Origin of the sequence: Primorskyibacter sedentarius (assembly GCF_004342065.1) — a bacterium.
Classification (GTDB): domain Bacteria; phylum Pseudomonadota; class Alphaproteobacteria; order Rhodobacterales; family Rhodobacteraceae; genus Primorskyibacter; species Primorskyibacter sedentarius.
Genome location: NZ_SLZU01000001.1, coordinates 656,990 through 681,265 on the forward strand (window position 1 = coordinate 656,990; position 24,276 = coordinate 681,265).

21 protein-coding genes are annotated in these 24,276 nt (G+C 62.3%); 14 read left to right on the top strand and 7 right to left on the bottom strand.

The genetic code is table 11. From position 1 onward, the window contains the following. The first annotated feature begins 11 nt into the window (after positions 1-11). From rplS to EDD52_RS03060, 6 genes are all read left to right on the top strand, one after another. Positions 12-395, top strand: a complete 384-nt coding sequence (gene rplS / locus EDD52_RS03035) for a 50S ribosomal protein L19 (protein WP_132241662.1) — start codon at positions 12-14, stop codon at positions 393-395. Positions 396-406: 11 nt separating this feature from the next. After that, positions 407-628 carry a 50S ribosomal protein L31 gene (gene rpmE, locus EDD52_RS03040; RefSeq protein WP_132241664.1) on the top strand — a complete coding sequence of 74 codons (222 nt, stop codon included), beginning with the start codon at positions 407-409 and terminating at the stop codon, positions 626-628. Positions 629-949: 321 nt separating this feature from the next. Beyond that, positions 950-1,858: a glycine betaine ABC transporter substrate-binding protein OsmF gene (osmF, locus tag EDD52_RS03045; protein ID WP_132241666.1), complete on the top strand. Its 909-nt coding sequence runs from the start codon at positions 950-952 to the stop codon at positions 1,856-1,858. 65 nt (positions 1,859-1,923) lie between these two features. Next, positions 1,924-3,042: an ABC transporter permease gene (locus EDD52_RS03050; RefSeq protein ID WP_243651812.1), complete on the top strand. Its 1,119-nt coding sequence runs from the start codon at positions 1,924-1,926 to the stop codon at positions 3,040-3,042. After that, the gene (locus EDD52_RS03055; protein WP_132241670.1) at positions 3,039-3,974 is read left to right on the top strand and encodes an ABC transporter ATP-binding protein; all 936 of its coding nucleotides are present in this window, start codon (positions 3,039-3,041) and stop codon (positions 3,972-3,974) included. The genes EDD52_RS03050 and EDD52_RS03055 overlap by 4 nt, the downstream gene beginning before the upstream one ends. After that, positions 3,971-4,717, top strand: coding sequence for an ABC transporter permease (locus EDD52_RS03060; protein ID WP_132241672.1), 747 nt, complete (start codon positions 3,971-3,973; stop codon positions 4,715-4,717). Before EDD52_RS03055 ends, EDD52_RS03060 begins: the two co-directional genes overlap by 4 nt. 67 nt (positions 4,718-4,784) lie before the next feature. Here the strand turns inward: EDD52_RS03060 and EDD52_RS03065 are convergent, their stop codons facing one another. Further along, the gene (locus EDD52_RS03065) at positions 4,785-7,892 is read right to left on the bottom strand and encodes an efflux RND transporter permease subunit (RefSeq protein ID WP_132241674.1); all 3,108 of its coding nucleotides are present in this window, start codon (positions 7,890-7,892) and stop codon (positions 4,785-4,787) included. Further along, positions 7,889-9,115 carry an efflux RND transporter periplasmic adaptor subunit gene (locus EDD52_RS03070; protein WP_132241676.1) on the bottom strand — a complete coding sequence of 409 codons (1,227 nt, stop codon included), beginning with the start codon at positions 9,113-9,115 and terminating at the stop codon, positions 7,889-7,891. The genes EDD52_RS03065 and EDD52_RS03070 overlap by 4 nt, the downstream gene beginning before the upstream one ends. 257 nt (positions 9,116-9,372) lie before the next feature. Here EDD52_RS03070 and EDD52_RS03075 point away from each other — a divergent pair, with 257 nt between their 5' ends. Together EDD52_RS03075 and EDD52_RS03080 are read left to right on the top strand one after the other, a co-directional pair. Further along, entirely contained in the window at positions 9,373-10,008 is a 636-nt protein-coding gene (locus tag EDD52_RS03075; RefSeq protein WP_132241678.1) for a helix-hairpin-helix domain-containing protein, read from the top strand. A gap of 393 nt (positions 10,009-10,401) precedes the next feature. Next, positions 10,402-10,584, top strand: a complete 183-nt coding sequence (locus EDD52_RS03080; RefSeq protein WP_132241680.1) for a hypothetical protein — start codon at positions 10,402-10,404, stop codon at positions 10,582-10,584. 37 nt (positions 10,585-10,621) lie between these two features. Here the strand turns inward: EDD52_RS03080 and EDD52_RS03085 are convergent, their stop codons facing one another. After that, positions 10,622-11,857 carry a urate hydroxylase PuuD gene (locus EDD52_RS03085; protein WP_132241682.1) on the bottom strand — a complete coding sequence of 412 codons (1,236 nt, stop codon included), beginning with the start codon at positions 11,855-11,857 and terminating at the stop codon, positions 10,622-10,624. A 199-nt stretch (positions 11,858-12,056) separates the two neighbouring features. After that, the gene (gene uraH / locus EDD52_RS03090) at positions 12,057-12,413 is read right to left on the bottom strand and encodes a hydroxyisourate hydrolase (protein WP_132241684.1); all 357 of its coding nucleotides are present in this window, start codon (positions 12,411-12,413) and stop codon (positions 12,057-12,059) included. A 144-nt stretch (positions 12,414-12,557) separates the two neighbouring features. Here uraH and puuE point away from each other — a divergent pair, with 144 nt between their 5' ends. The 4 genes from puuE (at position 12,558) to hrpB (ending at position 18,630) form a co-directional block, all read left to right on the top strand. After that, a complete protein-coding gene (gene puuE / locus EDD52_RS03095; protein ID WP_132241686.1) occupies positions 12,558-13,970 on the top strand; it encodes an allantoinase PuuE in 1,413 nt (470 codons plus the stop codon). After that, positions 13,967-14,452, top strand: a complete 486-nt coding sequence (locus EDD52_RS03100; protein ID WP_132241688.1) for an ureidoglycolate lyase — start codon at positions 13,967-13,969, stop codon at positions 14,450-14,452. The genes puuE and EDD52_RS03100 overlap by 4 nt, the downstream gene beginning before the upstream one ends. 55 nt (positions 14,453-14,507) lie before the next feature. Beyond that, positions 14,508-15,950 carry a uracil-xanthine permease family protein gene (locus EDD52_RS03105; RefSeq protein ID WP_132241690.1) on the top strand — a complete coding sequence of 481 codons (1,443 nt, stop codon included), beginning with the start codon at positions 14,508-14,510 and terminating at the stop codon, positions 15,948-15,950. A 241-nt stretch (positions 15,951-16,191) separates the two neighbouring features. Then, on the top strand, positions 16,192-18,630 hold the full coding sequence (gene hrpB / locus EDD52_RS03110) for an ATP-dependent helicase HrpB (protein WP_132241692.1): 2,439 nt from the start codon (positions 16,192-16,194) through the stop codon (positions 18,628-18,630). Positions 18,631-18,736: 106 nt separating this feature from the next. Here the strand turns inward: hrpB and argF are convergent, their stop codons facing one another. The 3 genes from argF to EDD52_RS03125 form a co-directional block, all read right to left on the bottom strand. Then, positions 18,737-19,663 carry an ornithine carbamoyltransferase gene (gene argF, locus EDD52_RS03115; protein ID WP_132241694.1) on the bottom strand — a complete coding sequence of 309 codons (927 nt, stop codon included), beginning with the start codon at positions 19,661-19,663 and terminating at the stop codon, positions 18,737-18,739. A gap of 87 nt (positions 19,664-19,750) precedes the next feature. Beyond that, positions 19,751-20,218 (bottom strand): GNAT family N-acetyltransferase, encoded by a 468-nt coding sequence (locus EDD52_RS03120; RefSeq protein ID WP_165907446.1) that lies wholly within the window; start codon positions 20,216-20,218, stop codon positions 19,751-19,753. A 10-nt stretch (positions 20,219-20,228) separates the two neighbouring features. Further along, positions 20,229-21,407: an aspartate aminotransferase family protein gene (locus EDD52_RS03125; protein ID WP_132241698.1), complete on the bottom strand. Its 1,179-nt coding sequence runs from the start codon at positions 21,405-21,407 to the stop codon at positions 20,229-20,231. 622 nt (positions 21,408-22,029) lie between these two features. On the opposite strand from EDD52_RS03125, the gene ugpB reads away from it, so the two are divergent. Continuing rightward, entirely contained in the window at positions 22,030-23,340 is a 1,311-nt protein-coding gene (ugpB, locus tag EDD52_RS03130) for a sn-glycerol-3-phosphate ABC transporter substrate-binding protein UgpB (protein WP_132241700.1), read from the top strand. Between the two features lie 44 nt (positions 23,341-23,384). Further along, positions 23,385-24,266: a sn-glycerol-3-phosphate ABC transporter permease UgpA gene (gene ugpA, locus EDD52_RS03135; RefSeq protein ID WP_132241702.1), complete on the top strand. Its 882-nt coding sequence runs from the start codon at positions 23,385-23,387 to the stop codon at positions 24,264-24,266. Positions 24,267-24,276: the final 10 nt, after the last annotated feature.

Here is a 24,276-nt window from a genome sequence, read left to right on the forward strand (position 1 = left end):
GGAGTAGGTCAATGGACCTCATCGCTCAGCTGGAGGCGGAACAGATCGCTTCCCTCGGGAAAGACGTTCCCGATTTCAAAGCCGGTGACACGATCCGTGTCGGCTATAAAGTGACGGAAGGCACCCGCACCCGGGTGCAGAACTACGAAGGCGTTTGCATCAGCCGCAAGAACGGCCAGGGCATTGCCGGATCGTTCACCGTCCGCAAGATTTCCTTTGGCGAAGGCGTGGAACGTGTGTTCCCGCTTTATTCGACCAATATCGACAGCATCACCGTGGTTCGCCGCGGCCGTGTGCGCCGTGCCAAGCTGTACTACCTGCGCTCGCGTCGCGGTAAATCGGCCCGCATCGCGGAAGTCGCAAACTACAAGCCCAAAGCGGGCGCAGAAGCGTAAGGAGCGGCGAGATGAAAAAAGACATCCACCCCGACTACCACACCATCGACGTCAAAATGACCGACGGTACAGTTGTTCAGATGCGCTCCACCTGGGGCAAAGAAGGCGACCAGCTCGCCCTGGACATCGATCCCTCTGTGCACCCTGCCTGGACCGGTGGGTCCTCGCGTCTCATGGATGCCGGTGGCCGCGTCACCAAGTTCAAAAAGAAATACGAAGGCCTGGGCTTCTGAAGCCACTGACCTTTTGGGATTTCCAAGCGCCGCTCCTTCGGGGGCGGCGTTTTTCGTTCTGCGGCCGGTCGGCCACGCGGTGCTTCGGCGTAACTGCGCCAAGATCCGGCCCGGTTGCAGCGGCGTTTCGGGCCGATTCCGACGCAACCAAGAGCGGCCTGCCCCACCGTTCGAAGGTGGATATCTGTCGGCCGATGACCCCGCGTTACCCTTCCCGCAATTTGCGCGCCGCAAAGGCCTTGGCCACGGCGTCTACCGTTCTATGTTCCTGAAAACTTGCATCGACGATTCGGCCTTCTCTCAAAAGGAACCCAGTTCACCATGAAACTTTCAATCGTTCTCGCCACTGCTGGCCTTGTCGGCGCCTTGGCAAATGCCAGTCAGGCCGACATCACCGTCTCTTCCAAGATTGATACGGAAGGTGGGCTGCTGGGCAACATGATCGCCCTTGCCCTTGAGGATGCAGGTCTTCCGGTGGACCGTCGCCTCCAGCTGGGCGGCACGCAGGTTGTGCGCGAGGCTATTTTGGCCGGTCAGATCGACATCTACCCGGAATATACCGGCAATGCCGCGTATTTTTTCAACGAAGCCGACAGCGATGTGTGGAAGGATGCCGAGGCCGCCCACACCCGCGCGGCAGAGCTGGACGCCGAGCAGAACAATATCACCTGGCTGCAATCGGCGCCCGCAAACAACACCTGGGCCATCGCCCTTACCGGCACGCTCGCGGCAGAGAATGATCTTGTCACCATGTCCGATTTCGGCGCCTGGGTGGCGAACGGGGGCGAGGTGAAGCTGGCCGCATCGACAGAGTTCGTCTCCTCCCCCGCAGTGCTGCCGGCCATGCAGGACGCCTATGGCTTTGTGCTGACGCAGGATCAGACGGTGGTTCTGTCGGGCGGCGATACCGCGGCGACCATTCAGGCGGCGGCACGCGGAACCTCCGGCGTGAATGCCGCGATGGCCTATGGCACCGATGGCGGCGTGGGCGCGACCGGGCTGGTCGTGATGACCGATGACAAGGGTGTGCAGCCGGTCTATGAGCCCGCCCCGATCGTGCGCGGTGATGTGCTGGCGGAATACCCCGCGATCGCCGAGGTGCTGAACCCGATCTTTGCCAGTCTCGACATGGCGACGCTTCAAAAGCTGAACGGGCGCATTCAGGTGGGCGGCGAACCGGCCGAGGCCGTGGCGCGCGACTACCTCACCCAAGCCGGGGTTCTGGACTGATCGCCGGAGCCTTGTCCTCGCCAAGCCCGCGCGCTGCCTTTTCCGCGCCCGGGCTTCTTTTTGCCGTGCTAGGCCTTGCAGCGCTTGGCGCGCCCTTCATGACCTTGGCGGCCAACCGCATCGTCGCGGGCGACGGGGTGGCGTCATGGAACCTCGCCGGCCCCGGCGTGACATGGCCGGGATTGGCTGCATTGGCCACGGCGCTTCTGCTTGGTCTGCATCCGCGCCGCCCATGGCTGCGGCTGGCAGGTGCGGCGCTGGGTCTGGCCGGGCTGGTCTGGCTTTTGGCCGGGGGTGCCTCCGCCCTGCTGGACGGCGCCGGGGAATATGCGCGCGTCTCGCCCGGGGCGGGGTTCTGGTGCCTGCTGATCGTGCTCGCTCTGCTGATGGCTGACGCCTTGGCAGTGCTGTCACCCCGCCCCTTGATCAAGGCGTCTCTGTTGATCGTCGCGGCGAGCCTGCTTGCCGTGCTGCTGGGGTCAGGGGCGCTGGTCGATCTGTCCATCATGCAGGAATTTGCCAGCCGCAAAGATGCCTTTGCGGATGCCACGCTGCGCCACCTCGGTCTTTCCTTCGGGTCGCTGATTGCGGCGGCGGCACTTGGCCTGCCGCTTGGAATGCTGTGCCATCGCCGTGAGGCGCTGCGGCGTGCCACGCTGCCGGTGCTCAGCTTTCTGCAAACCATCCCGTCGCTGGCGATGTTCGGGATCATGATCCCGTTGCTTGGCTGGGTCGGGGATAATGTCCCCGGTGCGCAGGCCTTTGGCATTGCAGGCATCGGCTTCGCGCCTGCCTTTCTGGCCTTGGTGCTCTATTCCCTGCTGCCTGTTGTTGCGAACACGGTGGCAGGCCTGCAAGGCACCCCGCCCGCAACCCGTGAGGCCGCACGCGGCATGGGGATGACCGCAAGACAGCTTTTGCTGCGGGTCGAATTGCCAATTGGCCTGCCCATCATCCTCACAGGCATTCGTATCGTGCTGGTCCAGAACATTGGCCTGGCCGTCATCGCCGGGCTGATCGGCGGGGGTGGCTTTGGCACATTTGTCTTTCAGGGCCTCAACCAGACGGCAACGGACCTGATCCTGCTTGGCGCGCTGCCAACCGTGGCGATGGCGCTCACGGCGGCGATTGTCATGGACATCCTCGTCGCACTGACCCGCCCCCTGCCAGAGAGCGCAACATGATCGAAATCGACCGAATTTCAAAGCAATATGAAGGCCGCAACGTTGTCGATTCCGTCTCGATGACGGTCGAGACCGCCACGATCACGGCAATCGTTGGCACTTCCGGATCAGGCAAGACAACGCTGCTGCGCATGATCAACCGCCTTGTGGAGCCAAGCTCTGGCGAGGTCCGGATAAACGGACAGCCCACCGGGGCGCTGCAACCACACGAGCTGCGCCGCCGCATCGGCTACGCCATTCAGGGTCACGGTCTGTTTCCGCATCACACGGTGGGGCGCAATATTGGTGCTGTGCCAGAGCTTTTGGGCTGGCCGGGCCAGAAGATCCGCGCGCGCGTGGACGAGCTTCTGACACTTTTCGGTATGGAGCCCGCCCAGTTCCGCGATCGTTACCCGGCCGAGCTGTCAGGCGGGCAGCAGCAGCGTGTCGGCGTGGCCCGCGCGCTGGCTTCGCGGCCCGATCTGATGCTGATGGATGAACCGTTCGGCGCGCTTGACCCGATCATACGGGCCAGGGCGCAAGAGGATCTGCGCCGTATCCAGAAGACGCTTGGCTCCACGATCATGCTGGTTACGCATGACATGGAAGAGGCCATTCACCTTGGCGACAAGGTGGCGGTGATGGATGCGGGGCGTCTGGTCCAATACGGCACCCCGGCAGAAATCATCCAAAGGCCCGCGACGGATTTCGTGGCCGAGATGGTCGGCGGTGTCGATCGTCCACTCCGTCTTCTGTCGCTTGTACCCGTCTCCGAGATTGTCGAGGACGGACCGGCAGAGGGCGCGCCGGTGCAGACCAGCACCAACTTGCGCGATGCGCTTTCAACCTGCCTTTGGTCCGGGCGTGACGCTTTGCCGGTGGTTCGTGACGGCGCACCGGTTGGCCGGGTGACACTCGGCGCGATCCGCGCCCGCGCGGAAGGCCCCGAATGACGCGGGCGCTTGTCTTTCGGGCAGCGCTCTGTGCGCTGCTTCTGGCACTGGTTTTGCGGCCGGACTGGTTCGTACCGGTCTTTGCACCATTCGCGCCGGAAGGTGGCCCTGTCATCTATGCGCGCGCGTCACTGCTGTCGCTGTCGCTCAGCCATCTGGGGCTTGTGGTGCTGGCAACAGTGGCCGCAACCCTTGTCGCGGTGACGCTCGCCATTCTCGTGACGCGCCCCGCAGGAGCGGTCTTTCGCCCCCTCTCCCGCACGATCACCAATATCGGGCAGACCTTCCCGCCGGTGGCCGTTCTGGCCCTTGCAGTGCCCGCGTTGGGGTTCGGGGCGGGGCCGACACTGGTCGCGTTGTTCCTTTATGGCTTGTTGCCCATTTTCGAAAACGCCGTGACCGGGCTTGCCGCTTTGCCGACAGCAACAATGGAAGCCGCCCGGGGCATTGGCCTGACGCGCTGGCAACGGCTGTGGCGGGTGGAGCTTCCCCTCGCGCTGCCCGTTATCCTGACCGGCATTCGCCTGTCCGCGGTGATCGCCCTTGGCACCGCGACCATCGGATCAACGGTGGCTGCGCGCACATTGGGCGAGGTGATCATCGCGGGGCTTCTGACCAACAACACCGCCTATGTTCTGCAAGGCGGATTGGTCGTCGGCCTGTTTGCGGTGCTGCTCTACGATGCCATGGTGCAGCTTGAAACGCGGCTTGCGCGCCGCTTTGGCAATCTGACGGGTGGCTAGCGCGTCTGGATGGACCCCCTCCCTCAGCGCCAGGCCGGGGAAGGGGTGATGTCATGGCAACCACCGCCTATTCGGCGGGGACGGCTGTACCCATCTCTCTTTCATGGCGGAGCCGCTTTGTCGCCATGCCGGGTTCCGCGCCCCATACCGCGATCCAGCGGTAGAAGACCGGCGTCAGGAACAGGGTAAAGACGGTGGCAAAACCGAGCCCGCCGACAATCACCCAACCCACGGCGATACGCGCCTCTGCCCCTGCCCCGGAGGTCAGGATCAGCGGCAGCCCCCCGAACACGGTCGACACCATGGTCATCATCACCGGGCGGATCCGCAGGCGAAGCGCGTCGCGAATGGCGCTGTCGATATCCTGCCCTGCCTCGCGAAGCTGGTTGGCAAATTCGACGATCAGGATTCCGTTCTTGGCCATCACCCCGATCAGCATCACCAGCCCGATCTGGCTGTAATAGTTCAGTGATCCGCCGCTGATCGAAATGGCCAGCAGTGCCGCCGCAAGGCCAAACGGGACGGTCAGCATGATGACAACAGCGCTGGCGAGGCTTTCGAATTGGGCCGCGAGCACAAGGAACACGACGATGAAGGCCACACCGAACACCGTGTACATTGCCGTCTGGCTGTCGTCCAAGCTTGCCGCCTCGCCTGTGAAGATCAGGCCCATGCCATCGGGCAGCGACCCTGACGCGATCTCTGTCAGCCGCGCCATGGCGGTGCCAAGATCAACCCCTTCGCCCAGGTTCGCCTGCGCCGAAACGGCCAGCGTTCCACCCTGCCGGACAAGCGTGGACTGGCTGAGGACAGGCTCCAGCGTCGCGGCGGCCGAAAGCGGGACATATCCGCCACCGGGCAGCTGCAACTGGATGTTGTCCAGATCGGACGGGTCGTCGATCGGCGGGCCGCCCGGCACGAGGTTTACGTCAGTTTCGATATTGTCGGCAAAGACGGTCACCGCAGTTTCGCCCTGTATCAGCGCGCCGATGGTGCGGGTGATCTCGGCCTCGGTCAGGCCAAAGACGCTGGCCATATCCGGATCAACCCACACTTCGAACTGGGCCTGAACGGAATCGTTCGACAGTTGCGGGTTAAGGAAGGTGTCGTCCTGCGCCATTGCGGCGACAAGATCGCTCGCAGCCTCCGTCATGGCGTCAACATCAATGCCGGTGATCGCGAATTGCAGACCGCGCCCCGCGCCCCGGATGTTCAGGCTGTTGGTCGAGCGGGCGCTTGCCTGAACGCCGGGGACCTGTGCCAACCGGGTGCTAAGTTCGGCCACAAGCTCTGCCTGGCTGCGATCCCGTTCGGCCCAGTCCGCCAGACGCACCACGATGAACGCACTGGTGCCGCCCCCGACCCCGATGATGCTTTGCACCGCCGCGACCTCGCCGCTCTCGCGGTAGGGCAGCAGGATGTCCTCGATCAGCGCGACCTGCGTATCGAGATAGTCGACCGTGGTGTCGGACGCGCCGCGCGCCTGCACAAGGAAGAACCCGCGATCCTCGGTCGGGGTGATGCTGGAGGACAAGGTCCCCGCCGCGCCCGCCGCGATGATGACAAAGGCGCCTGCAACCGCAAGCACGACAACGGGCATCCGGATTGCGCGGTCCATGACCTTGTCAAAGGCGCGCGCGGCAAAGCCCGGACGCGCCGGTGGCCCATCCGCGACATCCACCTTGCCGGGATCAAGAAATGCCGCAAGGACCGGTGCCAGCGTCAGCGCGGTGATGGAGGACAGCGTTACAGCGAAGGCCAGAACAAAGCCGAATTCGCTGAACACGCCCCCCGCCTGACCGGGGAGGAATGAAATCGGGATGAACACGGCCGCCAGCGTCGCGGTGGTCGAGATGACGGCAAAGAACACCTCGTTCGTACCCGCAGCAGCGGCGGCGAAGGCGCCCATGCCCTGCTTGCGTTTTCGCACGATATTCTCGATCACCACGATCGCATCGTCCACCACCATCCCCGTCGCCAGAACCAGCGCCAGAAGGCTGATCGTGTTGACAGAGAACCCCGTCAGCCAGATTGCCGCAATCGTGCCCACCAGTGCCACGGGGATCGTGACAGCGGGGATGATCGTGGCGCGCGGGCTGCGCAGAAAGGCAAAGATCACTGCCACCACGATGACCGTGGCCAAACCGATGGATTTGACCACTTCGTTGATGGACCCTTCGATGAATGTGCCGTCATCCGATGTCACGATCAGCTCAACACCTTCTGGCAGTGAGGCCTTCAGCTCGGCCACCGCCACGGCCACGTCCTGCGAAATGGACAGGGTGTTGCCGACCGACTGCCGGGTGATATCAAGCCCGACCGCCGTCTGCCCGTTGACCCGGGTCAGAACGCTACCTTCCTCTGGCAGAAGCCGGACAAAGGCCACATCCGCGACGCGCGTGTTCGCATCAATCGGGACCTGCGCGACCATCTGAGTGGTCACGTCGGCATTGGCGACGCGCAAGGCAAGGGTCTGCGCCTCTGTCTCAAGCTGACCAAGCGGCGTGTCATCGCGCAGCGCTGCCAGCGCATCGGACACGTCAAAGATCGTCATGCCGCGGCTTTGCAGCGCGGGCATGTTCAGCGTCACCCGGAATTCGTTGGGCCTGTCGCCGCGCACCGTGACCTCGGCAATCCCGTCGATGGTCGAAAGCCTGTCATAGACCGGGCCTTCGGCAAGGGTTGTCAATTCGTCCAGACTGGCATCGCCAAGCAGCGCCAGCCGGATGATGGCGTCGGCGTTGCTGTCGCTTTTCGACACGGACGGATCATCGTCAATGTCATCGGGAAGTTGGCGCAGTGTGCTTGATACGATCTCGCGCGCTTCGTTCGCGGCCACGTCCACATCCGTTCCTTCGGAAAGGTCGATGGTGATGCGGCTTTCCCCGGTCGAAGAGGTCGATTCAATGTAGGAGAGCCCTTCCAGCGCGCTCAGCGCATCTTCGAGGACCTGCGTGACCTCCCTGTCGACGGTGGAGGGTACAGCCCCCTCGTAACTGGTGCGGACGGACAGGACCGGCCGGTCCACATCCGGCATCTCTCGCACATCGACGGACGCCAAGGCCGCCAGTCCCGCAATCAGGATCAGCAGGTTGATGACAACGCCAAAGATCGGCCGTCCGACAAACAGGTCAGCAAGACCGGACCGGCGCTCTGTCACGGGAGGAGTGCTCATGTCGGTTCCTTTGCGGGCGCCTGCGCGTTGCCATCCATAAGGCGCGCGGCCGGCGGGGTCTGCCCGTCTGCGGGGGGGCGGCGATCTGCGGGAGCCCCGCCCGGGGTCGAGATCTGCATCCCTTCCCGCAATTTCTGCGCACCCTCGGTCACGACCAAGGTGCCTTCGGGAATATCTGCGTCAATCCACACCGCGTCGTTCTGACGATACAGGATGGTGACGGGGACCTGGCTGGCAACGCCATCAGCGTCGATCCACACGCTGGACCCGGACCGGGACCACGTGATCGCCGTAGAAGGCACCCGGCGCAACGGTTTGCTTTCCTGGGTCATCCGGACCGCGAATGTCATGCCCGGCCACAGCAGACCTTCCGAATTGTCTATCTCGGCCTTGACGGTCACGCTGCGGGTGACCGGGTCGATACGGCTGTCAAAGGAGACGATATTGCCGATAAAAACCCGCCCGGTCAGGGTGGAGGTGCTGGCCAGCACGTCTTTCGTCTCGGCCAGCATACCGATTGCACGCTCCGGCAGTTCGAATTCCACCACGATGACATCCGACTGGTCGATGCTGACGATGACGCTGTTCGCGCTGAGCGTTTCTCCGACATCGACGTCGCTCTGCCCTAGCCGCCCCGAGATCGGCGCGCGGATTGTCTGGTCTTCCAGCGCGACCTCTGCCAGGCCCACTGCGGCCTCTGCCAGTCGCAGGTTCAGGCGCGCCTCGGACAGGGTGACATCCGTCACGGTCGTGTTGCCGCTTTGCCGAAGCCGCTCGTAGCGGGCGACGGTGTCGCTGGCCAGTTCCAGTTCGGCATGCGCGATTTCAAGGTTCAGCGCCTGTATGCGGGCATCAAAGCGCAGCAGAACGTCGCCTTCGGCCACCTCGCGATTGGCTGCCAGATTTACCTCAACCACGGTGCCCGCGATTTCCGAGACAACGTCAACACTGCGCAGCGCCGACCCGGTGCCGATCGCGCTCAGCACGCTTTCGTAGGGCTGGTTTTCAAGCGCAGTCGTCACGACCGTCGTCGCTCTGGAGCGTCCGCCCGGACCACGGGGCATACCGGCGCCCGGACGCGCCCCATTGGCAGCGTCGGCACCGGTCCCGGCAGTGCTGTCATTGCCCAACATGGCCGATAGCGGGGCGGGCATGCCGAATGTCACAGTATAGGCCCCTGCCAGAATGGCGGCCGCTGCGACCAAAGTCATCAGTCTGCGCATCTTGAAAAATGTCCCTTTAACAGTTCTTGGTCTTTTTAACGCCGTTGCCGCGCTGTTCCGTCGAAAAATTCTGCGGATGCGAAATTTTCTTTGGGACAGGTCGTCCCGCAGGGCCGCCACCCGGGTGTACCAAGAAGCAGGTTGCAATTTTGTATATACATTCGCTATGCTTCGTCGTGACGGGCCTAGGCCCGGTTTACGGCCTCATCAAGATGCTCATTCAATAGAAAGTAACAAGCTGCCTGAATCCGACGAAAATGGGCGCAGATCCATCCCGGCTCTCCCGACGTTCGGCATGTTCCCTTCAGGCCAAAGTGAAGGAGACCCCTCCCATGACCCCCATTCTGAAAGTCACCGGCATCGGCCCCGCCATGGCCAGTCTCTTGGCTGCAAAAGGCGTCAAGACGGCTGAAGATTTGGCCGATCTGTCGCTTGAGAGCTTGCAGTCGGTCCCCCGGGTCGGACCGCAGCGCGCCGCCGCAATCCTTGCCTCTGCCAAAGAAACAGTTGCTGCGAATGCGCCCGAAGAAGCTCCCGAACCCGCAGCACCAAAGGCCCCCGCGCCTGCCCAGGTCGCTGAACCTGTAGCTGAACCTGTCGCGACCGCCGATGAAGAGGCTCAAAGCGATGCCTCTGACGAAGAGGTACAGCCGGTAGCGGCGCCCGCCAAGAAGAAACCTGCGCAAAAGGCTGAAAAGAAGCCTGCCAAGAAGAAATCCAAGAAAAAACCGGCTGAAAAGAAAACCTCGAAGAAGAAGAAAAAGAAGAAGGTTGCCGAGAAAAAGGGCAAGACGGCCACAAAGAAGTCAAAGCCTGAAAAGAAAAAGGACGCCAAGAAGTCGGGTGGTAAGAAGGCGGGCGGTAAAAAGAAGAGCAAGTCGAAGAAAAAGTAGCGTCGCAAAGGGTGGAAAACCCTTGCCCGACCAGTCACCCCGGCATCATCTCGGGGTGACCTACCCGCCCATACGGGACGCCCGATCAGGAACAACGCCCCACTCGCAGCCCTGCCGACAGATCCTCGGCGCAGTCGCTTTTTCGCCGTGCGAGGCGTGACGCGTTTACCGAATGGTCAGGACTTGTCAGCCGACCGCCGTTTACTGCTTCTTGTATCGGATCTGTAAAGCAGCCTCGGCAACCAGGGCAGGAACGAGCGTGACCTGCCAAGGCGTTCCTGAACAAGGATGTGTCTTGCGTTTTGAAGGATCATGTCAAACCTCGATATGGACTCGAAAATACATCCAATGTATATACATTTTTGACGAAAATTTCAAGAGGCGCTCACTGACATGTCGAAGCCCAAGAAGAAAAACCAGAAAGACAGTCAGTTGGTGATGCGCCTGCCCAAAGGCGAGAGGGACGCATTTGTTTCGCTTTGCAAGGATCTTGATACCTCTGCCGCGCGCGAAATCCGGCGCTTCATCCGGCAATTTCTGAGCGAGCACGAACAGCCATCCGAGAAAGACACCTGAGAACTGCATATTGGCGCCTTAGCTGCGACCCAGAAAGTCAGTCCCGCGCTGCGCTTTGATACCAGGACACGATGGCGGCACGGTTGCTGCTCTCCATCGTCGAAATGGCATTGGGTGGTGGCATCGCATGGGTCAGGCCGGCCTGCAGATAAATCTCTTTCGCGTGCCGGGCGACATCGCTTGGGGTTTCCAGCAGCACACCTTTCGGGGCCCAGTGCATGCCTTCCCAAGCAGGCTCCCGGGCGTGGCACATCGAACAATTGCCCAGCACGACGTCGTAGGCGTCCTCGAACCCGTCTGCAGCCGCAAACCGTTGCTCGTAAGGTGTCAGGTCGCGCGCTTCTGCCTCTTCATAGCTGTCATGCATTGAAGCCGTCGACAGCCAGGCAATCAACACAAACAGGATCACCGTGACCGCCCAGGTCCAGTGCGGCCCTTTGCCAGTGGCGTGCAACGTGTTGAAGTAGTGCCGGATGGTCACCCCCGTCAGGAAGACGAGGCTGGCGATGATCCAGTTATACTCTGTGGCAAAGGCCAGAGGGTAGTGGTTGGACAGCATCAAGAAGATCACCGGCAAGGTCAGGTAGTTGTTATGGGTGGACCGCAGCTTGGCGATCTTGCCGTATTTTGGGTCCGGCGTGCGGCCTTCCTGCAGATCCTTCACCACGATGCGCTGGTTCGGCATGATGATGAAAAAGACATTGGCCGTCATGATCGTTGCGGTGAAAGCGCCCAGATGCAGCATGGCGGCGCGGCCGGTGAAGATCTGGTTATAGCCCCAGGCCATGATCACAAGGATCACGAAAAGCAGCACCATCAGCGCGGTCGGCGTTTCGCCCAGCCGGGATTTGCACAGGTAATCATAGGCAACCCAGCCGATGGTCAGCGACCCGGCAGAAATCACGATACCCTGCCACAGCGCAAGATCGGCCTTGTTGGGATCCAGCAGGAACAGCTCTCCGCCCACCCAATAGACGATCATCAAGAGAGCGGCGCCCGACAGCCATGTCGTGTAACTTTGCCATTTATGCCAGATCAAATGCTCTGGCATGTGTTCCGGCGCGACCATGTATTTCTGGATATGGTAGAAGCCGCCGCCATGGACCTGCCATTCCTCACCCGTCACGCCTGCGGGCATTCCCGGCGCTTTGACCAACCCCAGATCCAGCGCGATGAAGAAGAACGACGCCCCGATCCACGCCATCGCGGTGATGACATGCAGCCAACGGACCACGAAGGCGACCCATTCCCACATTGTGGCGATATCGTACATCTAATGTCTCCCGAGAATTCGTGTTCGCAGATCAGGCGAGTTGCAGTTTTCCGGCATTGCGCGCGCATGCCAAGGGGTATCGCCTTTTTAAGGGCCATGACCCGGCTGAAAGATGCCCGCATGGGCAAAATTGGCTTTGGTCCGTGCAATCAGCGGCTCGCCGGATGCAGATGTCGTCGCAAAGCCCCTGTGCCGCGGGTCAACTGCCCCGGTATGTGGAGTATCCGTAGGGCGATAGCAGCAGCGGGACGTGGTAATGTGCCTCCGGGTCGGACATGCCGAAACGGATCGGGATCTGATCAAGAAACAACACCTCGCCCTCGGCCTGCCCGGTGTCGCGCAGATAGTCGCCGACAAAGAAAATCAACTCGTAGCTTCCGGTCTTGAAGCTTTCTGTCGGCAGAATCGGGGCATCTGTACGTCCGTCACTATTGGTGACAGCCTCGGCGATCTTCTTGTGTGAATTGCCCGACACTCGGTACAGCGCGATATGGATGCCTTCGGCAGGGCAGCCGCGCGCGGTATCAAGAATATGGGTTGTCAGGTATCCGGACATGGGTCGTATCACTCCATTTTGGGGCAGTCTCTCAATTCGATCCGCCAAAGGCAAACCCCGAACTGCACGGTGCTGACTTTCGGTTCATCTGAAAACCTGCTCAACTGTGCCGAAATGAACGCATCTCATGCAGGAGGGCAAGACTTGAGACGTTACCCACGCGACATGACGGGCTATGGCGCGACCCCGCCCGCCGCAAACTGGCCAAACGGGGCGAAAATCGCTGTCCAGATCGTGCTGAATTACGAAGAAGGCGGCGAGAACAACATCCTGCACGGCGATCCTGCCTCCGAGGCGTTCCTGTCCGAGATCACGGGCGCACAGCCCTGGCCCGGTCAGCGGCATTGGAACATGGAATCGATTTACGAATACGGCGCGCGTGCCGGGTTCTGGCGTGTTCACCGGCTGTTGGGGGATTTGCCGGTCACTGTCTACGGTGTGACCTCGGCGCTGGCACGTGCGCCAGAGCAGGTGGCCGCGATGAAGGACGCAGGCTGGGAGATTGCCAGCCACGGCCTGAAATGGATCGAACACAAGGACATGCCAGAGGAGGAAGAGCGCGCAACCATTGCCAAGGCGATACGTCTGCATACCGAAGTGACCGGCACCCCGCCGCGCGGCTGGTATACCGGGCGCTGTTCCAACAACACGGTCCGCCTTGCCGCCGAGACCGGGCAGTTTGCCTATGTCGCGGACAGCTATGCGGATGACCTGCCCTACTGGATGCAGTTCGGCGACCGCGACCAGTTGATCGTGCCCTACACGATGGATTGCAACGACATGCGCTTTGCCATTCAGGCGGGTTTCACCAATGGCGATCAGTTCGAAAGCTATCTCAAGGACAGTTTCGATTACCTTTATGCCGAAGGCTGCGCCGGTTCGCCCAAAATGTTGTCAATCGGTTTGCACTGCCGCCTGATCGGGCGACCGGGCCGCGCCGCTGCGTTGCAGCGAGCCCTCGAACATTTCAAATCGCATGAAGGCGTCTGGTTTGCCACTCGCCTTGAAATTGCTGAACACTGGGCAAAGGAGAACCCGCCGGTGCACCTTGAGCGTCCTTCCCAGATGGATCGTGACAGCTTTGTCGCGGAATTTGGCGGCGTGTTCGAACATAGCCCATGGATCGCAGAGGCCGCGCACGGATTGGAACTGGGGCCGACCCATGACACCCCCAAAGGGGTCCATCAGGCATTGGCGCGCATCTTCCGCAGCGCGCCAGAGGGAAAGCGGCTTGAGGTGCTCAACGCCCATCCAGACCTTGCAGGCAAGCTGGCCGAGGCCAAACGGCTGACTGCCGATTCCGCGGCAGAGCAGGCCTCTGTCGGGCTGGACGCGCTGACGGATGACGAACGCACCAGGTTGACCGAGATGAACAGCGCCTATACCGCGAAATTCGGATTTCCCTTCATCATTGCGGTGCGTGACAATACCAAGTCATCCATCATCGACAGCTTTCAGCGCCGGATCGAAAACGACCGCGACAGCGAATTCGCCGAGGCCTGCCGACAGGTGGAACGGATCGCGGAACTGCGTCTTGAAGAAAAGCTGCGAAGATGACTGTGCGCATCAGGATACAGCCTTTGACGGCAGAGGCGTTCATGCCCTACGGCGATGTGCTTGATGCCACGGGCGCGCCGGACAAGCTGATCAATCAGGGCCGGTGCGGGCGCTACCACGATCAGGCGCGGCTCGACTTTGCCGATGGCCGGGCCGGTATCAGCATCTTCCAAAGCGAAGCAGCGCACCTGCCCCTGCGGCTGGAGATGATGGAGCGTCACCCCGAAGGCAGTCAGGCCTTCATCCCGATGAGCGCGGATCCATTCCTTGTCGTCGTCGCGGATGATGCGGGCGGCACACCTGCAAATCCCAAGGCGTTTCGGACCCAACCCGGTCAGGCAATCAACCTGCTGTGCGGAACATGGCACGGCGTCCTGACCCCGCTGTCAGAGCCAGGTCTGTTCGCCGTCATCGACCGGATCGGCGCGGGCCCAAATCTACAGGAGCACTGGTTCGAACAGGACTACCTGATCGAAGACTGAAAAATGTGATCGGCAAAAGCTGACACGCAACAACACTCAGGGGAGTACGACTAGAATGGCACATTCGTCCATCGGGACACCGGAACAGCTCCGGGATCCGAATTACACACCGGCGCTTCAACGCGCCATTCCGCTGGGCATCCAGCACGTGCTTGCGATGTTCGTCTCGAACGTGACGCCCGCGATCATCATCGCCGGGGCGGCCGGATTTGGCTTTGGGTCCGATGCAGGCGCGCAGGGCTTTCCGGACATGACCTACCTGATCCAGATGGCAATGTTGTTTGCGGGCATCGCCACGCTGTTCCAGACCATCGGTTTTGGCCCGGTTGGCGCGCGGCTGCCGATCGTGCAAGGCACCAGCTTTGCCTTCATTCCGATCATGATCCCGCTTGTCGCGGGCAAAGGGGTCGAGGCGCTGCCCGCGTTGTTCGGGGGCGTCGTGATCGGTGGTCTGTTCCACATGTTCATCGCCACGTTCATCGGCAAGATCCGCTTTGCCCTGCCCCCGCTTGTGACCGGGCTTGTGGTCACGATGATCGGATTGGCGCTGGTCAAGGTCGGCATTCAATATGCCGCCGGTGGTGTTCCGGCGATAAATTCCCCGGAATATGGCTCCCTGCTTAACTGGTCGGCGGCGCTGGTTGTCATCCTTGTGACGCTGGGCCTGAAATTCTATGCCAAGGGCATGCTTGCGGTCTCTGCCGTCGTCATTGGCATTCTCGCAGGCTATGTCTACGCGCTGCTCATGGGCATGATCACGGTCGAGGGCATCGCCACCAGCTGGGGCCGTGCGGCGCCTGTCGCTTTGCCGATGCCGTTCAAATACGGGTTCGAGTTCAGCTTTGCCGCGATCATCGGCTTCTGCCTGATGGCGTTTGTCTCGGCGGTGGAAACCGTCGGCGACGTATCGGGCATCACCAAGGGCGGCGCGGGCCGCGAGGCGACCGAGGCAGAGATCACCGGTGCCACCTATGCTGACGGTCTGGGCACGGCCGTGGCCGGTGTGTTCGGCGGTTTTCCAAACACCTCGTTCAGCCAGAATGTCGGACTGATCGCCATGACCGGTGTGATGAGCCGCCATGTCGTGACCATTGGCGCCATTTTCCTTATCCTCTGCGGTCTGATCCCGAAAGTCGGCGCCGTGATCCGCACCATCCCGATTGAGGTTCTGGGCGGCGGCGTCATCGTGATGTTCGGCATGGTCGTAGCGGCAGGCATTTCGATGCTGTCGGACGTGAAATGGAACCGCCGGAACATGGTGATCTTTGCCATTGCGCTGTCCATCGGCCTTGGGCTGCAGCTTGACCCCAAGGCTGTCCAATACCTGCCTGACTCGGTTCGCATCCTGATGACAAGCGGCCTGCTGCCTGCCGCCCTGATCGCAATCGTTCTGAACCTGGTACTGCCGGAAGAGCTGTCAGACGAGGCGACAGAGGAGGTCTCTGGCGGCCTGTCGGGACACGCGAAGGGCGAGCTGACAGGCAACACCCGCACCTGAACGGCGGTTTACATTGCGGATATCCCGGCCTAGGTCCGGGGTATCCGCGCCATTCCTTTGACCGGGCTGAGCGCAAGCGATGCAACATAGCCCCGCCCCGACACGCCCTGTCGCGCCGGTCTTATTGGGTGTCACCCACGCGCCTACACCCGGTTTGGCGCGTCTTGCGCTCTGGACAGTGTGGGTCCACCACGAAGACGCAGGCTTTACGCCGGAGGGGGTGCGTTTCATAAGGCGGGTCATGGATCGTTTACCCATTGATGATGCCCTGCCCGAACTGATCTCTTCCCTCTCCGCGCAGGGGCGTGCGGTGTTGCAGGCGCCGCCCGGGGCCGGCAAGACGACGCGCGTCCCTCTCGCGATGCTCGATGCCCGGCTCACAGACGGCCGTATCCTGATGCTGGAGCCGCGCAGGCTTGCAGCGCGCGCCGCGGCGGAACGTATGGCCGAAACGCTGGGCCAACCCGTCGGCCAGCAGGTTGGATACCGCATCCGCGGCGAGGCAAAGGTCGGGCGCGACACGCGGATCGAGGTGGTCACAGAGGGCATCCTGACACGGATGATCCAGTCCGATCCAGAGCTTTCCGGTATCGGCGCTGTCATCTTCGACGAATTCCACGAGCGGTCTCTCAACGCTGATCTTGGCCTCGCGCTATGTCTCGAAATCGCGGGCGCGCTGCGCGACGACCTGATCCTGCTGGCCATGTCGGCAACTCTGGATGCCGCACCGGTGGCAGAGCTGATGAGCGCGCCTGTCATTTCTTCGCAAGGGCGCAGCTTTCCGGTCGAGACGCGCCACCTGCCGCGCCCGCTTGATCGCCGCGCGCGGCTGGAGCATGCCGTGGCAGAACAGGTGCTGGTGGCGCTGCGCGAGACGACCGGCGGGGTGCTGGTCTTTCTCCCCGGCGAGGGCGAGATCCGCCGGGTCGAAGCGGCCCTGTCCGGCCAATTGCCGAAGGGATGCGTCCTGCGCCCACTGTTCGGCGCGATGCCCTTTGCCGATCAGCGTGCGGCCATCCGGCCTGACACGTCCTGCCGCAAGATCGTGCTGGCCACGGCCATCGCCGAAACCTCGCTGACAATCGAGGATGTGCGCGTGGTCATCGACGCAGGCCGGGCGCGGCGCGCGCGGTTCGATCCGGGATCGGGCATGTCGCGACTGGTGACCGAACGTGTCACGCGAGCCGAGGCCACACAGCGGGCGGGCCGCGCGGGGCGCGTGGCCGAAGGCGTGGCCTACCGGATGTGGACTCGCGGGGAAGAGGGCGCATTATCTGCCTTTCCACCCGCAGAGATCGACACGGCGGACCTGACCGGGCTTGCGCTGGAACTGGCGCTATGGGGGGCAGAGGCGGCTGAGATGCCATTCCTGACGCAGCCAAATCCCGGCGCGCTGGCAGAGGCGCAGGCGCTTTTGCGGATGCTGGGCGCGTTGGATGAAAGCGGCCGCATCACGGATCATGGCAAGGCGCTGGCAGCACTTCCCCTGCATCCACGCCTGGGACATATGTTGGTGCGCGCGGGGCGAGGTGCTGCCCTGTTGGCCGCGCTGCTGGCCGACCGCGACCCGCTGCGTGGCGCGCCGGTCGATCTGGCCCTGCGGCTGGAGGCGCTGCGCGACCCAAAGGCGTATGCCAAACACCGCCCGTGGCCTGCCGATCGCGGCGCGGTGTCGCGCATCCGCACAGAGGCAAAGCGGCTGGAACGATCTGCAAAGGGCGACGGGCAGCTTTCACCAGCGGCCATGGCCGCGCTTGCCTATCCTGATCGCGTGGGCCTGCGCCGCAGTGGCGAGGCGCCGCGCTATGTCCTTTCGGGCGGCAAAGGGGCCGTAATGGGCGATGCAGATCCGCTTGCAGGCCAGCGCCTGATCGTCGTGACAGATACCGATGGCAACCCCCGCGAGGCCCGGATCCGCCAGGCGATAGCCCTGTCCGAAGCGGAATTGCGCAGCTTGTTTCCTGACCGCATCGCCTGGGTAAATGTCTGCGAGTGGTCACGCCGCGAACGCCGCGTTGTCGCCCGTCAGCAAGAGCGTTTCGGCGCGTTGGCGCTGGATGACCGGTTGTGGAAGGACGCCCCCTCCGAGGCGGTTGCCCGCGCGATGCTGGAGGGCATTCGCGAGCTGGGGTTTGCCTTCTCGGACAAGGCACAGCTCTTTCGGGCCCGTGTGGCGTTGGCCCGTGCCGATGGCGCGTCTCTTCCCGACATGTCGGATGACGCGCTCATGGCCCGGCTTGAGGACTGGCTATTGCCCTATATCACCGGTGTCAAAAGCGCCGCGGACTGGAAACGGTTCGAGCCGCTGGATGCCCTTCGCGCCATGCTGAGCTGGGAGGAGATGCAAGCGCTGGACCGCGCGGTGCCTGCGCATTTCACCACCCCGTTGGGGCGCGCGATCCCGATCGACTATTCCGGCGAGGCACCCGAGATCAGTCTGCGCCTGCAGGAGATGTTCGGCCAGACCACCCACCCCACCGTGGCGGGGCAGGCATTGCGGGTGACGCTGCTGTCGCCTGCCGGGCGCCCGGTGCAGACAACGATGGACCTTCCGGGCTTTTGGGCGACGTCCTATGCGGACGTTCGCAAGGACATGCGCGGACGCTACCCCCGACACCCCTGGCCCGAGGATCCAACCGAGGCCGACCCGACCCTGCGCGCAAAACCGCGCGGGCAATAGACAGTACGGGCGCCGTCGGGCTGCTCAGGGCGCACTGACAGACGCAAGCACCGCCCACGTCCGCACATGCCCGACGCCCGCATTTCGACGCTTGGACGTCAGAGGTTCAGACGCCCAGACACCAGCGCATGATCGCCTTTTGCGCGTGCAGGCGGTTCTCTGCTTCATCGAAGATCACCGAATGCGGGCCGTCCATGACTTCGGATGTCGCCTCGTCGTCGCGATGCGCGGGCAGGCAATGCATGAACAACGCGTCGGGTTTGGCGTTGGACATCAGCCGCTGGTTCACCTGGTAGCCGCGCAGCTGGTTGTGCCGCCGCTCGCGGGCGGATTGTGGATCGTGCATGCTGACCCATGTGTCGGTCACGACCAGATCGGCGCCTTCGACGGCCTTCATCGGGTCACGCTCGATTTCAATGTTCACGCCCTTGGCGCGTGCCTCCTCGACAAAGCCCGCTTCGGGATCCAGCGTTTGCGGGCCGGTGAAGGTGAAATCGAACCCCAGCTGCCCGGCCGCATGGATGAACGAGACGCAGACATTGTTGCCATCGCCAGACCAGACAACCTTTTTGCCCGCGATCGGGCCGCGATGCTCTTCGAAGGTCTGGATATCGGCCATTATCTGGCAGGGATGGGACCGGTTGGTCAGCCCGTTGATCACCGGCACATCCGCGTGCTCGGCCATCTCCAGCAGGGTCTGCTCCTCGAATGTCCGGATCATGATCAGGTCAACATAGCGGCTGAGCACGCGGGCCGTATCGGCGATCGTCTCGCCATGGCCAAGCTGCATGTCGGCGCCCGACAGCACCATCGTCTGTCCGCCCATCTGGCGCACCCCGACGTCAAAGCTGACCCGCGTCCGGGTCGAGGGTTTTTCGAAGATCAGCGCGACCATGTGGCCAGCAAGCGGCTGTTCGTCATCCGGCGCGCCCTTTGGCCGGCCAAGGCGCGCGGCCTTCATCGCCTTGCCTGCATCAATGATCTGCCGAAGCTGATCGGGATCCGTCGTATGTATATCCAGAAAATGGGTCATGTCTTTTTTCGCTTTATTGTCTGCCGGCAAGATACGGCCTGTCGTCGGAGCGTTCACCCCGTTGGAAATGTGGCAAGAGTGTATCGGTCAGTTTCGTCGCAAATGCATGTTCTGCACCATGGCGCCATCTTCGCAGGGGCGGATCTGGCCGGGGACAAACCCTGCCCCGCGGAACATCGAGATGCCGCGAGGATTGGTCACGCGCGGGTCGGTTACGACCTCGGGCGCGCCATCCTTCAGCAGCGTTTCCGCATATTGGCGGACATAGGCCTTGGCATGGCCGCGCCCCAGAAAGGCGGGAACGCCAAGAAACGTATCAACGGCGCGGGTTCCGGGCAGGGCGTCGTGAAAATGCGGCACGCCTGCCAGATGCGGGCACCAGTGCTGAATGAAGGCGAATTCCGCGCCCTCCAGCCCCACCACATGCATCTGGCAATCGCCGCCGTCGATTTCGGCGTCGATCAACGCGATTTCATGCTCGACCGGGCCCCAGACAGGGCTCACATGGTCCTGTCCCAGCCACCCGCGCAGCATATCGTAATCCGCTCGGGTCACTGGGCGGAATTCATACATCGGATGCAACGGCACTTGCCGCCGCATCGATGCGTGTGATGGCCTCGGCGATCTCGTCCTCGGTCAGGTTGAGCGGCGGCAGCAGGCGCACCACGTTATCCGCCGCAGGCACAAGGATAACCAGCTTGTCGTAACCGGCCTTGACCAGATCGGCGGGCGCGACCTTGCATTTCAGGCCCAGCATCATGCCCGACCCGCGCACGCCTTCGAAGACGTCCGGGTGCGACGCAACCAGCCCTTCCAGCTTTTGCCGAAGCAGGCCAGAGCGTCTGCGCACATCTGCCAGAAAATCCGGGTCGGCCACGATATCCATGACCTTGCCGCCAACGGCGCAGGCCAGCGGGTTGCCGCCGTAAGTGGAGCCATGAGTGCCGACGACCATGCCAGAGGCCGCATCCTCGGTCGCCAGCACGGCGCCCAGCGGGAAACCCCCGCCGATGCCTTTGGCCACCATCATGATGTCGGGCGTGACCCCCGCCCATTCATGCGCAAAGAGCCGCCCCGTCCGGCCCATGCCGCTCTGCACCTCGTCCAGCACCAGCAGGATACCTTTCTCGTCGCAAAGATCCCGCAGGCCCTTCAGGCACTGATCGGGAAGCGGGCGAATGCCGCCTTCCCCCTGCACCGGTTCGATCAGGATCGCGGCGGTGTTGTCGTTGATCGCGGCATGCAGCCCGTCATGGTCGCCCCAGTCGACATGGACAAATCCCGGCAGCACTGGCCCGAAACCCTTTACCATTTTCTCGGACCCCGACGCCGCAATCGCGGCCGAGGACCGGCCGTGGAAAGACCCCGAGAAGGTCACGATCTCGACCTTGTCGGGCTGGCCCTTTTCGTACCAGTACTTGCGGGCCATCTTCACGGCGAGCTCGCAGGCCTCGGTCCCGGAATTGGTGAAAAACACCGTGTCGGCGAATGTCGCTGCGACCAGCTTGTCTGCCAGCGCCTGCTGCTGGGGGATCGAGTAAAGGTTGGACACGTGCCAGACCTTGTTGGCCTGCTCGGTCAGTGCAGCCGTCAGGTCCGGGTTGGCATGGCCCAGCACATTGACCGCGATCCCGGCGCCCAGATCCAGAAATCGGCGCCCGTCAGCCTCGGTCAACCAGGGGCCCTCGCCTTTGACGAAGGACAGGGGCGCACGCGCATAAGTGGGCAGAACGGACGGGATCATGGACAGCATCCTTGTGAATGAAGCTCTTTGAGTGCCGCATGGGCAGGCTCAAGTCAATCTGGAGAGGGTATGTTTGCGCCGGGGGCGGCGCGGGAACAGCAGGCGCGGGACGTCAGACGCGAATGCGTCGGCGTCGGATCACGGATATGTGGCGCGTGGTGTTCATGGGCGCTGCATTACACCGTCCCAAACGCTCCCGCCAGATAAAAATCGGCGGCACGATGGAAAAATGAGCCCGCCCCCGGACCGAAACCACCGCGCGACGCGACCTCGCGAGCAAGACAAGGACAGATGCCGGGAACCGCCTGCCGGACCCCGGGGCGACCCGCCTGCGCACCCTTGATCTGCTGGGCGTGGGCAGGCAGAACCGCCCCCGGCGAGAGCGGCAAAGGCCGGGTCAAACGCCGCGCAATCGGCGGGTTCGCAAAGCTTGCATTCGAATGGACGCAATGGCACACATCTTCGAACTATCTATCAAGACTGACAAATTTATGTCACGAATAGTCTGTAGATCGACACGGAGGTGCCAGCTACCATCCCCGGCGAGAACGCCGTCAAGGCGCGCGCGCAAGGGTCGGAGCGGGGGCGTCGATCTATGAAAGGACAACCAGGGAGGAGTATGATGAAACACTCAACATCCGTTATCGCAACCGCCGCAGTCCTGTGCTCGACACAGGCTGCCTTTGCGCAGACCGAAATCGAATTCTGGCACGCATTCACGGGGCGTCTTGGCGATCTCGTGGCCGAACAGGTGGAAACCTTCAATGCCAGCCAGGGCGACTACACCGTCGTGGCGAGCCACAAGGGCAACTATTCGGAGACGCTGAATGCCGGGATCGCCGCATTCCGCGCGGGCGAACAGCCCGACATCCTGATGGTGTTCGAGGTTGGCACCGCCACGATGATGTCCGCCAAGGGCGCCGTGAAGCCCGTCTTTGAAGTGATGGCGGATGCGGGCGCAGAGTTCGACCAGTCGAAATATATCGGCTCGGTCAAGGGTTATTATACATCACCCGATGGCAACATGCTGTCGCTGCCGTTCAACTCCTCGACGCCTGTTCTGTGGGTCAACCGCAACAAGCTGGAAGAGGCCGGGATCGACCCCGACACCGATCTTTCCACTTGGGAGAATGTGGGCGCGACGCTTGATCAGCTCAAAGATGCCGGCATCTCTTGCCCGATGACGACAGCGTGGCAAAGCTGGATTCACCTCGAGAACTTCTCGGCCTATCACGACGTCCCGTTTGCGACGAAGGATAACGGCTTTGGCGGCACCGATACCGAGCTGGCCTTCAACGGCGAAGCGCAGGTCGCGCATATCTCGGCCATGGGCGAATGGGCGCAGGACGGCAAGTTCATCTATGCGGGCCGCCGCAACGAGGGCGGTGCCAATTTCCGTGGCGGCGAATGCGCGCTCTTCACCGAAAGCTCGGCCGGGTATGCAGGCATCAAGGCCGAGGCGGAGTTCGATTTCGACGTGCGCCCCCTGCCCTACTGGTCAGCGCTGGTTGACGAGCCGCAGAACACGATCATCGGCGGGGCGTCCTTGTGGGTGATGGAAGGCCAGAGCGACGAGGAATACAAGGGCGTTGCCGCGTTCCTGAACTTCCTGTCTTCGCCGGAAATCCAGGCCAAGTGGCACCAGGATACCGGCTATCTGCCGATCACGACAGAAGCCGGCGAAAAGACCCGCGAGATGGGCTTTTACGACGAAAACCCCGGCACCGACATCGCGGTGATCCAGATGACCGCCAAGGAGCCGACGAACAATTCCAAGGGCCTGCGCCTTGGGTCCTTTGACCAGATCCGTGGCATCATCGACGAGGAACTGGAAGCCGTCTGGGCGGGCGACAAGGACGCGCAAGCCGCGCTCGACAGCGCCGTGGACCGTGGCAACACGCTGTTGCGCCGGTTCGAGCAAGCCTCGCAGTAATCGGATAAAGGCTGCCCCGTCCTGCGGGGCAGCCGAATAACCCCATGGAAAAGCGCGTCACTTTCAAAGGCATCTGGTTGCCGATTCTGCTGGTTCTGCCGCAGTTGGTCATTACGGTTGTCTTCTTCTTCTACCCTGCGGGTCAGGCGATCTGGCAATCGCTCTTCATCCCCGACCCGTTCGGGTTGTCCATGCAGTGGGTGGGCTTGGGCAATTTCGAATACCTGTTTTCCGACCCGTATTACCGCGCCTCTTTCGTGACGACGGCGGTCTTTTCAATCCTCGTCACGGTCGTTTCCATGGGTGTCGCGCTTTATCTTGCCGTGCTCGCAGACCGGCTGATCAAGGGCTCCGGTGTGTACCGGACGCTTCTTATCTGGCCCTATGCCGTCGCCCCTGCCGTCGCAGGCGTGCTGTGGCTTTTCATGTTCAATACGCGCGTGGGGGTTGTGGCCTGGTATCTGGGCCTTCTGGGATATGACTGGAACCATGTCCTGAACGAGGGCGAAGCGATGGGACTGGTCGTGGTTGCCTCTGCCTGGGGACGGATCAGCTATAACTTCCTGTTTTTCCTCGCCGGGCTACAGGCGATCCCGAAATCTGTGATCGAAGCCGCGGCCATTGATGGCGCGCATTTCTGGACACGTTTCCGTACCATCGTCTTCCCGCTTTTGTCGCCCACGACGTTTTTCCTGCTGGTCGTGAATATCATCTACGCCTTTTTCGAAACCTTCGGCGTCATTCACACGATCACCAGCGGCGGACCGCAACAGGCAACGACGATCCTCGTCTACAAGGTCTTCTCTGACGGTTTCGTTGGGCAGGATCTGGGCTCATCTGCCGCGCAGTCGGTGGTGCTGCTGTTCCTTGTGTCGATCCTGACGGTGGTTCAGTTCAAATTCATCGAACGCAGGGTGCATTACTGATGGCCGAGCG